This is a genomic window from Paracoccus sp. (in: a-proteobacteria), assembly GCF_046462195.1.
GTDB lineage: Bacteria > Pseudomonadota > Alphaproteobacteria > Rhodobacterales > Rhodobacteraceae > Paracoccus.
This window is the reverse complement of record NZ_JBKGUN010000215.1, coordinates 21,544-32,903: the sequence shown is the minus strand read 5'-3', so window position 1 is coordinate 32,903 and position 11,360 is coordinate 21,544. Positions and strand designations below refer to the sequence as shown.

The 11,360-nt window shown below is 65.0% G+C and carries 11 protein-coding genes; 3 read left to right on the top strand and 8 right to left on the bottom strand.

All coding sequences use genetic code 11. From position 1 onward, the window contains the following. Positions 1 to 184: 184 nt before the first annotated feature. The 3 genes from ACLHHB_RS13380 to ACLHHB_RS13370 form a co-directional block, all read right to left on the bottom strand. Positions 185 to 1,432, bottom strand: a complete 1,248-nt coding sequence (locus ACLHHB_RS13380) for a PRC-barrel domain-containing protein (protein WP_410218776.1) — start codon at positions 1,430 to 1,432, stop codon at positions 185 to 187. A gap of 137 nt (positions 1,433 to 1,569) precedes the next feature. Then, positions 1,570 to 2,178 carry a hypothetical protein gene (locus ACLHHB_RS13375; protein WP_410218775.1) on the bottom strand — a complete coding sequence of 203 codons (609 nt, stop codon included), beginning with the start codon at positions 2,176 to 2,178 and terminating at the stop codon, positions 1,570 to 1,572. A gap of 114 nt (positions 2,179 to 2,292) precedes the next feature. Next, the gene (locus ACLHHB_RS13370; protein WP_410218774.1) at positions 2,293 to 3,387 is read right to left on the bottom strand and encodes an anhydro-N-acetylmuramic acid kinase; all 1,095 of its coding nucleotides are present in this window, start codon (positions 3,385 to 3,387) and stop codon (positions 2,293 to 2,295) included. 60 nt (positions 3,388 to 3,447) lie between these two features. On the opposite strand from ACLHHB_RS13370, the gene tyrS reads away from it, so the two are divergent. The 3 genes from tyrS (at position 3,448) to ACLHHB_RS13355 (ending at position 5,500) form a co-directional block, all read left to right on the top strand. Continuing rightward, a complete protein-coding gene (tyrS, locus tag ACLHHB_RS13365; RefSeq protein ID WP_410218773.1) occupies positions 3,448 to 4,692 on the top strand; it encodes a tyrosine--tRNA ligase in 1,245 nt (414 codons plus the stop codon). Between the two features lie 123 nt (positions 4,693 to 4,815). Continuing rightward, positions 4,816 to 4,968, top strand: a complete 153-nt coding sequence (locus ACLHHB_RS13360; RefSeq protein ID WP_410218772.1) for a hypothetical protein — start codon at positions 4,816 to 4,818, stop codon at positions 4,966 to 4,968. Between the two features lie 154 nt (positions 4,969 to 5,122). Then, positions 5,123 to 5,500, top strand: a complete 378-nt coding sequence (locus ACLHHB_RS13355; RefSeq protein WP_410218771.1) for a hypothetical protein — start codon at positions 5,123 to 5,125, stop codon at positions 5,498 to 5,500. Positions 5,501 to 5,512: 12 nt separating this feature from the next. Here the strand turns inward: ACLHHB_RS13355 and ACLHHB_RS13350 are convergent, their stop codons facing one another. The 5 genes from ACLHHB_RS13350 to hflK all read right to left on the bottom strand — a co-directional run bounded on the left by ACLHHB_RS13350 (position 5,513) and on the right by hflK (position 11,289). Continuing rightward, positions 5,513 to 6,442 carry a bile acid:sodium symporter family protein gene (locus ACLHHB_RS13350; protein ID WP_410218770.1) on the bottom strand — a complete coding sequence of 310 codons (930 nt, stop codon included), beginning with the start codon at positions 6,440 to 6,442 and terminating at the stop codon, positions 5,513 to 5,515. A gap of 118 nt (positions 6,443 to 6,560) precedes the next feature. Continuing rightward, a complete protein-coding gene (locus ACLHHB_RS13345; RefSeq protein WP_410218769.1) occupies positions 6,561 to 6,884 on the bottom strand; it encodes a 2Fe-2S iron-sulfur cluster-binding protein in 324 nt (107 codons plus the stop codon). Between the two features lie 115 nt (positions 6,885 to 6,999). After that, positions 7,000 to 8,382, bottom strand: a complete 1,383-nt coding sequence (locus ACLHHB_RS13340) for a Do family serine endopeptidase (RefSeq protein WP_410218778.1) — start codon at positions 8,380 to 8,382, stop codon at positions 7,000 to 7,002. Between the two features lie 373 nt (positions 8,383 to 8,755). Beyond that, positions 8,756 to 9,994, bottom strand: coding sequence for a protease modulator HflC (gene hflC, locus ACLHHB_RS13335; RefSeq protein ID WP_410218768.1), 1,239 nt, complete (start codon positions 9,992 to 9,994; stop codon positions 8,756 to 8,758). Further along, the gene (gene hflK, locus ACLHHB_RS13330) at positions 9,994 to 11,289 is read right to left on the bottom strand and encodes an FtsH protease activity modulator HflK (protein ID WP_410218767.1); all 1,296 of its coding nucleotides are present in this window, start codon (positions 11,287 to 11,289) and stop codon (positions 9,994 to 9,996) included. Before hflK ends, hflC begins: the two co-directional genes overlap by 1 nt. Positions 11,290 to 11,360: the final 71 nt, after the last annotated feature.

Sequence of the window (11,360 nt, the reverse complement as noted above, 5' to 3'; positions counted from 1 at the left end):
GGCGTGACAGGCCGGTACTCTAACCAACTGAGCTACAACCGCCCAACTCATCCCCCGACCGTTCGCCTGCCGGGGTGAAGCGGGGTTTACGCAGCACGCGCGCCCCCGTCAAGGGCGCGCGCAAAGATTCTGCCAGTTTTGCGCAAGGGGACATGCAGCCTTCCCTCCTGCGCGCCTGAAACGATTATTCAGCCGCCTGATGTTCGGGCAAATTCTCGATCTCGCTGGAGGGAACGGCGATATAGGCGCGCAATTCCCCCGCGTCGTCGCGCTGGAAGGACATCTGGTCCAACGGCAACGCAACCGAGCGTTCTCCAAGCCCCAGGAACCCGCCCACACCGACGATGGCGGCCTGCACATTCGTGTCGAACTGCTCGATGGTGCCAACTTCCTCGTCATCGGCACTGTAGACCGGCGTGCCGTCCATGCCTTCGGCCATCACCTCGTCGGCCTCGACCACGGCACTGCCTTCACGCAGCGCGATGGCGTTTGCCGCTGCCGTCACTTCGCCGGCACTCGGCGGAGCGCCTGCGGCCGCCGTGTCGGCTGCCGCCTCGTCGGACCCGGCCGCAACGTCCCGGGGTTCCGGCCCGGCATTCCCGGCGTCGGGCATGTCGGCAGGCGCCGTGGTCTCGCCGGAAATCGATCCGATATCCGAAGCCCCGGCGTCATTGTTGACGGGCGACACTTCCTCGGCCACCGAAGCCTCGGTTGCCGGAGGCTCTTCGCCGTTGTCCGACTGCTGGCTCTCGGCACCAGCCTGACCCTGCCCCACGGCAGTGTTGTTGTCGGCACCATGGGTTTCGGTGATGCTCCCGCTGCCCGCGGTTTCCTCGGTGGCAGGCTGAGTGGCGGGCGCGCCGGCCGTGGCGGGGGCGCCCTCGTCAGTGTCTCCCATCGCCTGATTGGCCGCTTCGGAGGATTGCGACGCATCGGCATTCTGGGCAGCCTGCGTCGAAGTGGAGGTCTGGCTGCTGGATGATTCCGGAGCATCGGCAGTGACAGGATCGTCGGTCGTCCCGGTGCTTTCAGGTGCTGCAGGGATGGCGGCGGCGGCCTGACCCTCGGCGCCGGCCTCCTCCGCACCCATACGGGAAACGGTCAATTCTGCCGTATCGGCCGCAATGATGGAGATGTTAGGTTCCGCTTCGACGATCTCGACCGCCATTTCCGCTCCGTCAGGACCGCTGATGGTGGGGGCGCAGTTCTCGACAGTCACCTCGGGCGGGGACTGCGTGACGGTCACTGTCGGTTCCGATGTTCCGTCCTCTGACAGGGTGACCGTGACGGTCGGCGGCGTTTGGGTCACGGAAATGACCGGGGCGCATTGCTGAACCGTGACGGTGCTTCCTTGGCTGGCCTGCTCCTGAGCCAGCGCGGGCCCCGTCAGCAGGGCCAGCGTGGCGGCAGTTCCCAGCAGATGTCTGGCCATCAGATCCTCCTTGAGTGTTGAAAAAGGCCCCTAGGCCCCATGCTCAACCATCCAACGTGAAACCGGGTTCCCCACCACAAAAAGCGGGGCGCCCTTCAGGGCACCCCGTCATGTCAGTTCGTGAGGAGAGGAAGGAATCAGTTACGAACGCTGTCCGTCTCGAATTCCGGCAGTGCTTCCAGCTCTTCCTGGGAATAGTTGGTCGCCAGAACGGCATCGTCACCGAACTGCGCCATGTGCAGGGCGTCGCGGTCCAGCAGAACGGTGTGGGCACCCAAGCCCAGGAATCCGCCGATGTCGGCGATATAACCGACCAGCTCACCTTCCTGCGTCATCACCAGGTCGGAGACGGTGGCAATCTCGTTCCATTCGCTCGGAACGGCATCGCCCGTCACGTCGGTCCATGCGGTCGAGGACGGCTGATTTGTCGTATAGATCGAGCGGCCTTCCAGCCAAGACGCGGTCACACCCTGATTGGTGGCCGACAGCGCCACTTCGGTGTCGCTCATGTCGGTCGTCATCGTGCCAGCAGGCATGGTTTCAGTTGTCGTCATGCCATCTGCAGGCATCGTTTCGGTGGTCGTGGTGGTCATGCCATCGGCAGGCATGGTGCCGGTTGCAGCGTCATTCTGGACGGGCATCGTTTCAGCGGGCATTGCATCGGTTGCCGGCGGCGTGGTGGCCTCTTGCGCGAACACGGGGGTGGCAAGGGCGAGGGTGGCGGCGGTGATCATGAGGGATTTCATGTGAAGACTCCGTTTCAAAGCATTGTTTCGATAACACTATTGTTGTGTCATCATCGCCTTCTCAACGCGTCTGTCTGGTCTGCGTTCCGCCCAAGGTCGCATTTTCGGGCCTGCTCACGGATTGCTGATGCGTCCGCCGCACACAGGCGCGGGCACACCCGTGGTCATGGGTCCAGAGGTCGGCAGCCCCCGCAGAACCCGCACGGCCAGCCAGGCAAAGGCCTGCGCTTCCAGCATGTCGCCATCCAGACCGACGGATTCGACCGGCTGAACCGTCATGTCCAGCCGCGTCGACAAGGACATCATCAGTGCGGCATTATGCCGTCCACCGCCACAGACCAGCAGGCGCGACGCCTGGTCAGGCAGCCAGCGCATGCCTGCCGCAACCGAACCGGCCACCACCGCCACCAGCGTTGCCGCTGCGTCGGCATCGGAAAGCCTGGCCACCGCCGGCAGCAGATCGGCAAACTGATCGCGATCCAGCGACTTGGGCGCCGGCCGTGCGAAATACGGATGATCAAGAAACCCCGAAACGATGGTGCTATCGGCACATCCCTGCCTGGCCAGCGCGCCGCCCTCGTCCCGGGTCTGATGACGGCGGGCGCGCATCAGGTCGTTGATGGGCGCGTTTGCGGGTCCCGTGTCAAAGGCCACGCAGGCCCCAGGAAACTCGGGGGCGGGCATGCGCGGGTCGACCCAGCTGATGTTGCCGACCCCGCCCAGGTTCAGGAAGGCCACGGGCGCAGCGGGCAGGTGTCCCTGCCCCACGGCCCATTCCGCGCAGGCCCAATGGAAGAAGGGCACGAGCGGCGCGCCCTCGCCTCCTTGCCGCACATCCTCCGAGCGGAAGTCCCAGGCAACCCGGCGCCCTGTGGCCCGCGCCAGATCCGCGCCGGAGCCCGCCTGATGCGTTCCGCGGCCATGCGGGTCATGGGCCAGTGTCTGCCCGTGGAACCCGATCAGTTGCGCATCCTCGAAGCCCTGTGCGAGCTGGGCGTGCCCTTCCACGATCAGCCGTGCGACTTCGGGCACGGGCGCGGCATCGGCCCAAAGCCCCAAGGCGCCGTGCAGCACGGCCGCCTCGTTGTCTGTGTATGCGCGAAAGGCCGTCGGACCGAATGATCCGATACGCACCCCGTCAGTCGTGACCATTGCCGCGTCGATCCCGTCCAGCGACGTGCCCGACATCATCCCCAAAGCCCGGATCATCGCGCCTTTTCCTTTACCGCCCCAGCCTGTATATCGCGCCCGATCAGAAGGATGAAGCCCATGACCCACCAGCCCAAGTCCGACTTCCTGCGCATCATGTCCGAACGCGGCTATCTGGCTGATTGCACGGATTACGAGGGCCTGGACCAGGCGCTGCTGGCGGGGCCTGTCACCGCCTATATCGGCTATGACGCGACGGCGGCCAGCCTGCATGTGGGCCATCTGCTGAACATCATGATGCTGCGCTGGTTCCAGAAGACCGGCAACCGCCCGATCACGCTGATGGGCGGCGGCACGACCAAGGTGGGCGATCCGTCCTTCCGCAGCGACGAACGCCCGCTGCTGGACGATGCAGCCATCCAGGCCAACATCGACGGCATGCAAAGGGTTTTTGCCCGGTATTTGGATTATGGCGCGGACGCCGCGACCATGCTGAACAACGCCGAATGGCTGGACGACCTGAACTACCTGACCTTCCTGCGCGACATCGGGCGGCATTTCAGCGTGAACCGCATGCTGTCCTTTGAGTCGGTCAAATCCCGGCTGGACCGCGAACAGTCGCTGTCCTTTCTCGAATTCAACTACATGATCCTGCAGGCCTATGACTTTCTGGAACTGAACCGCCGCTATGGCTGCCAGTTGCAGATGGGCGGTTCGGACCAGTGGGGCAACATCGTCAACGGGATCGACCTGACGCGCCGCGTGGACGACCGGACGATCTGGGGCCTGACCTCTCCGCTGCTGACGACCAGCGACGGGCGCAAGATGGGCAAGTCGGCAGGCGGCGCTGTCTGGCTGAACGGCGACATGCTGTCACCTTATGAATTCTGGCAGTTCTGGCGCAACACGACGGACGCCGATGTGGGCCGCTTCCTCAAGCTTTATACCGAGCTTCCTGTCGAGGAATGCAACCGTCTGGGTGCGCTGCAGGGCGCCGAGATCAACGAGGCCAAGGTCCGGCTGGCCAACGAGGTCACGGCCCTGCTGCACGGCGCGGATGCCGCCGCCAGCGCCGAGGCGACCGCACGCGAGGTGTTCGAGCAAGGCGGCGCCGGCGGCGATCTGGAGGTGGCGCTGCTGCCGGCAGGCGCGGCCATCGAAGGGCTGACGATCGCGCAGGCCCTTGTCCAATCCGGCCTGCTTTCCAGCGGCAAGGAGGCCAAGCGCCTGATTGCCGAAGGCGGCCTGCGCATGGACAACGAGCCCGTCACGGATCCGCAAATGGTTGTGGACATGGGTGCGCTGAAGCAGGGCGTGAAGATTTCGGTCGGACGCAAGAAACACCGGATGCTGCAACTGGGCTGACCTGTTCCAGACGCATGGCTGCCCTGCACTCGCCCTGACCTGACGTCAGGGCGGTTCCATTTCAGCCTTTGCCCCCATAAGTACAGCCCGTGGGAGGGACCGACCCGAACCCGGAGAATGATGATGACCGAAGCCCAGAACAAACCGCTCAGCCTGGCTGCCCGAAAGCGCAGCGCCGAAGCGGATGCCGTGCTGGACCAGATGTATGGCTACTATACCCGCAGCGAGAGCCCGCGCGTGGTGATCAGCGATCTGGACGCCCAGAAAGCCGCCTGACCGACCGCTCCTCTTTTGGATGCTTCAAGGGGCCCCTCAGGGCCTCTTTTCATTTGTCCTGCTGATTTCGTGCGCCGCAACTTGTGAATATTCTTACCGTTGCACATCCTGCCCATTCGGCGTTCAGGAAGCGCAGCCTTCAGGAGGAGCAGCCATGACATTCCGCACCCGATGGACCACCGGACTTGTGGTTCTTGCCACCATGATGGCGACCACGGCCATCGCCGACTCCGGCCGCGGCCGTCAACACGACGATCGCGGCCATGGGCGGGCCGAACATTGTCCGCCGGGTCTGGCCAAGAAATCGCCACGCTGCGCGCCGCCGGGCCAGGCGAAAAAGGACCACCATCTCCGCGTGGGCGACCGGCTGAATGCGGGACGCTATACCGGCATCACCGATCCCGGCCGCTATGGACTGGATGGTCGGGCAGGCTGGGATTATTATCGCGACGGCGATCAGGCCTATCGGGTCGACCGCCAGACGCAACGCGTGCTGGCGGTCATCAACCTGATCAACGCGTTCAGCAACTGAAGGGACAGGGATCTATCGCCTGTCCATCCGGGCCAAGACGCTTGCCGCGATAGAGCCGGAAATGTTGTGCCAAACGCTGAAGATGGCGGCTGGAACAGCAGCAAGCGGCGAAAAGTAGGCCGTCGCCAGCGCAGCCGCCAAGCCCGAGTTCTGCATCCCGACCTCGATGGCGATGGCCTTGCGCCGGGGCAGGTCCAAACCTGCCGCGCGGGCCGCCAGAAAGCCGATTACATAGCCCAAACCGTTGTGGAGCACCACAACCGCAAAGATCATCAGCCCCGACTGGACGATGGCGCCCTTGGACGCCCCGACCACCGCCGCCACGATCAGCACGATGCCCGTCACGCTAACCAGCGGCAGCATCGGCACCGCCGCCCGGACAAGCCCCGGAACAAGCCGCTGCGCCGCAAAGCCAAGGGCCAGCGGCAACAGCACCACCTTGAGGATCGACAGGAACATCGCACCGGCATCGACAGGCAGGTATTCTGACGCCAGCATCAGCATGAGGAAAGGCGTGACGATGGGGGCCATCAGGGTGGTGACGCTGGTGCAGGCGACCGACAGCGCGGTATCACCCTTGGCCAGATAGGTCATGACATTGGAGGACGTGCCGCCCGGGCAGCATCCGACGAGGATGACGCCGGCCGCCACTTCGGGCTGCATCGGGATCAGGCGGGTCAGGACCACGGCCAGAAGCGGCATGATCAGGAACTGGGCAACCACCCCAATCCCCACGTCGAACGGCCGGCGCAGCACTTCGGCAAAGTCCCTGCCCGAGATGGTCAGACCCATCCCGAACATGATGATGCCCAGCAGGGTCACGATCCAGGGCGTCAGCTGCCGGAACACGTCGGGGAACAGGAACCCCAGAATGGCGAACAGCAGCACCCAGAGCGCAAAACTGTTGCCCACCAAGCGCGAGACACGTGCCAGACCGTTCAACGGAACCTCCTTTGGCGCAGAAACCCTGCGCAGAGTGCAAATCCGTCACGGCTTTAGTCCCGTGTCGCAGTGGCCGCAAGTCCGGCAGCCGTTAGCCAGTCCCGAAAGCCCCGTGCGGTCAGATCTGGCGTTCGGGCATCTGCACGACCAGACCGTCCAACGCCTCTGTCACCTTGATCTGGCAGGTCAGGCGAGAGCGCTCGGGGTCGGGCTGATAGGCGAAATCCAGCATGTCCTCTTCCATCGGATCGCGCGGGGGCAGCTTGTCCGTCCAGGCCGCATCCACATAAACGTGGCAGGTCGAGCAGGCGCAGGCGCCGCCGCAGTCGGCGTCGATCCCGGGGATGCCATTGTCGCGCGCACCCTCCATGACGGTCATGCCAGGGCGCACATCCACGTCGTGGCGAGTGCCGTTGTGCTCGATATAGGTGATCTTGGCCATGTCGCTGGTTCCCTTGTTTCCTGCCGCAGTTAGGTGATCGCATCCGGATTGAAAAGGGGCAGCCCCTCGGCCGCCCCCTTCCGGCACCCAAAGGCGCCCTTGTCGAAAGACCGTCCTACTCGGCCGTTTCCTCCGCCTCTCCCAGCGGCAGCGCCACGAACAGCGGCTCGCCTCCGCGGCGGATCAGCATCAGCACCGAGCGGCGGCCGGCATCGCGCGCTTCCTGGACCCGGTCACGCAGGTCCGAGACACTGGCAATCGGCTGCTGGTTCACTTCGCTGATGATGTCGCCCGCAGCCAGCCCCTTCTCGGCGGCAGGACCTTCGGCATCGATGCCGGTGATGACCAGACCCCGCGCCCCTTGCGGAGCACCCAGTTCGGTCGCCATCTCGGGCGTCAGGGCCGTGACGGACATGCCCAGCAGATCCGTTTCCGCCGGTTCTTCCGTGGCCGGGGACTGTTCACCGCCTTGCGCAGTTTCACGGCGGCCCAGCGTCACGTTCAGCGTTTCCGGATCGCCTTCCCGCAGGACGACCACCTCGACACTCTCGCCGGCAGGCGCTTCGGCCACGCGACGGACCAGCCCCCGCGTGTCTTCGACCTCTTCACCGGCAAAGCGCGTGATCACGTCGCCCGTCTGCAGGCCTGCATCGCGTGCCGGACCCTCGGGCACATCGGTGACCATTGCACCGCCGGTCACGGACAGACCAAGCGCTTCGGCCATTTCGGGCGTGACATCCTGGATCATCACACCCAGCCAGCCGCGCCGGGTTTCCCCGAATTCCTGCAGCTGAGACACCACCTGCGAGACCACATTCGACGCCATCGAGAAGCCGATCCCGATCGAGCCGCCATTGGGCGACAGGATCGCGGTGTTCACGCCGATCACTTCGCCATCGAGGTTGAACAACGGTCCGCCCGAGTTGCCGCGGTTGATGGCAGCATCCGTCTGCAGATAATCGTCATAGGTGCCCGATAATTCGCGGTTGCGGGCCGAAACGATGCCCGAGCTGGCCGAGAAGCCCTGCCCCAGCGGGTTGCCAAGGGCCAGGACCCAATCGCCGACGCGGGCCGCATCGCTGTCGCCAAAGCGGACAAAGGGGATCGCTTCCTCGCTCTCGACCTTCAAAAGCGCCACGTCGGTATTGGGATCCGTGCCCACCACTTCGGCCGGCAACCGCTGGCCCGAATAGAACTCGACCTCGATCTGGTCGGCACCCTCGATCACATGATTGTTGGTGACAATGAACCCGTCAGCCGAAATTACGAAGCCCGAGCCGAGGGCATTGGAACGCTGGGGCGAACGCTGCCGGGGCATGCCTTCCGGACCGCCCGGGGCTCCGGGAAAGCCAAATTCGCGGAACAGATCCGAAAATGGGCTGCCTTCCGGAAAGACCGGGCCGCCGCCCTGGGTCGGCTGCGACACGACCGAGGTGGTGGTGATGTTCACGACCGCAGGCGAGACCTGCTCGGCCAGATCGGCAAAGCTGCCGGGCATGACCTGTGCAGCCTGCGCTTCGCCTGTTTCGGCCCCGAGCGGCTGGTTGTTGTTGGCTGCGTCCTGCGCCTCCTGGCTGACCTGCGGCGACACATCGGTGTTGGCGGGATCGACCACTTGCTGGGCGCCCGCATGCCCCAGTCCGACCACCAGCGCCAAGGCCGATGCAGTCAGGAGGTGGCGAGGGAAAAGCGTTTTCATGCTGGATGACCTCATCTGTCGGAGGCGGCAGGATGGATCTTACCAAGGGCCGCCACAGGGTTATCAACGCGATTTAGGAAGCCGTTGCAAATAAACCACGCTCTCGTGCCGTGAACACATCGTGATTTTTGTTGCAGAAACGGGCGAAGGTGGTGCCTTCGCCCGCTTGCCTTCAGTTGGTCTGTGCCGGAGCCTCGGCAGGCGCCTCGGTATTCTCGTCCAAAGGCGGGTTGGCCTGCGCCTCCTCTCCCTGAGCTTCCTGCGGTTCCGCAGGAGCCGGCTGAGCGGGCGCGTCTTGAATAGACGCGTCCGGCGACAGGATCTCGGACTGCTCCTGTGGCGGGGCCGTCAGGTTTTCCGGCAAGGGTGTCAGGCGCACGCCCGCAGCCTCGCCCAGACGGTTGCCTTCACGATCGGTCACCTCCGGGGTCACCAGATCCTCTTCCTCTTCGGTTGTTCCCACTTCGGGCACGTCCACCGCTTGCGCCGAATTGCCAGGCGGCACCGGCGTCGCGGCGGGACTGGCCCCCGCTGCCCCGTCGCTGGACAGGTACGAGAAGAACTCGCTGTCCGGCTGGATGACCATCGAGCTGTTGTTGCCGCGCAGGGCGCGCTGGTACGAGGTCAGCGAGCGGGTAAAGGCAAAGAACTCGGGGTCTCGGCCATAGGCATCGGCATAGATTGCGTTGCGCTGCGCATCGGCTTCGCCTCGCACGATCTCGGCCCGGCGGCGCGCTTCCGAGGTCAGTTCAACCACTGTCCGGTCGGCAGCGGCGCGAACCCGCTGCGCGGCCTCGTTACCGCGGGCGATCTCGTCGGCGGCTTCACGCTCCCGCTCGGCCCGCATCCGGCCATAGGTGGCGTTCAGGTTCTGCTCGGGCAGGTCGGTGCGGGTCAGGCGGACGTCGATGATCTCGATCCCAAGACCGGACGAGTTGTTGCGCGCTTCGTCGCGGATCTGGTTCATCAGCGCCGTGCGGTCGTCCGACAACACCTGCGTCGAAGGCACGGTACCCAGAACCTCGCGGATGGCGTTGCGGACGATCGGCTCCAGCCGCATCTGCGCCGCCTGGATGCCGGCAGTGCCGACAGCCTGACGAAAGCGGACCGGATCGGTGATCCGCCAGCGGGCAAAGGCATCGACCACCAGGCGGCGGTCGTCCAGCGGCGTCACCTCCAGCGGGCTCGTGGGCAGCCCCAGGATACGTCCGTCGAATTTCACGACATTGTCCACGAAGGGCAGCTTGAAGCCGAGGCCGGGCTGTTCCTGCACATCGACGATGCGCCCCAGGCGCAGGACCAGCGCTTTTTCGCGTTCGTCCACAATGAAAAGAGACGAGGCCACAAGAACGGCCACGGCGATCAATGCCGGGATCGCCAATGCGCCGAGGGTTTTTGTGCGGACTGCCATCAGTTCGTCCCTCCAGTGGTCGTCAGAGCCGGAGCCGTGCCGGTCTGCGGCGCCGTTCCGGCACCGCCTGCCGCGGCACTGCCACCCGGCAGGTTGTTATTGCCCGAGGCATTGCCCGCGCCGCCACGCAGCTGGTCAAGCGGCAGGTAAGGCACCACGCCCGAACCCTCGTTCAGGCCTTCGCCCAGGATGATCTTGTTCACGTCACCCAGCACCTGCTCCATGGTTTCCAGATACATGCGGCGCCGCGTGACCTCGGGGGCGTTGATATATTCCTCATAGATCGAGTTGAAGCGCGACGCCTCGCCGGCGGCGGTGTTGACCGCCTCGGCGCGGTAACCCTCGGCCTGTTCCAAGGACTGCGCGGCGTCACCGCGCGCCTGTGCCAGAACGCGGTTCGCATAAGCATCCGCTTCCTTCTCCAGACGGTCACGTTCCTGCTGGGCGGCCTGAACGGCACGGAAGCTGTCGATCACCTCTTCGGGCGGGTCGGCGCGGTCAAGGTTGACGCGGATCACGTTGATCCCCGACTGATAGGCATCCAGGGTAGCCTGCACGGCCTCCTGAAGGTCCGACGCGATGGCACCACGATCCCGGTTGAGGATCGGCGCAAGTTCGGTCCGCGCGATGATGTCGCGCATCGCGGACTCGGCCACGGCCCGCATCGTGTCGGCGGGATCGGCCAGGTTGAACAGGTACATCTGCGGATCACGGATGTTCCAGACAACCTGGTATTCCATGTCCACGATGTTCTGGTCGCGTGTCAGCATCAGGCCGCTGTCCATCGGACCGGCCCGGCCGGTCCCGATCTCGGTCACGCGTTCGTTGGTGACCGGCACGACCTCGGCCGTGACCACCGGCCAAGGCGCAAAGTTGAGGCCTTCGGTGCCCACGGCGACCGCGCGGCCGAACAGGAACTCGACCGACTGTTCGTTGGTCTGCACCCGGTAGAAGCTGGCAAAGGCCCAAAGGGCGACCGCAGCCAGACCTGCCACCGTCAGGGTCGACCGGTTCATGCCGAAGTTCGGCCCCACCGGACCGCGACCGCCTCCGCCGCCGCCCGTGCCGCCGCCATTTCCACGACCGCCCATCAGAACGCGCAGGCGTTCCTGCCCCTTCTTCATCAGGTCGTCGATCTCGGGCCGCTGGGGATCACCCCCGGGGCCGGGGCGGCGCGATCCGTTCGGCGGCTGCTGGTCCCCCCAGGGGCGGTTTGCAGGGCGCTTGTTGCGATCCTCGTCATCCCGGCCGCCGTTTCCTCCGCCGCCTCCGCCCCAGGGGCCCTGATTTGCCATCCGATCGACCTTCTTTCGTTGGAAATTCCGTTGGTTGAAAACTGGGGCGCAGGGGCGAAATGTCAACCCTG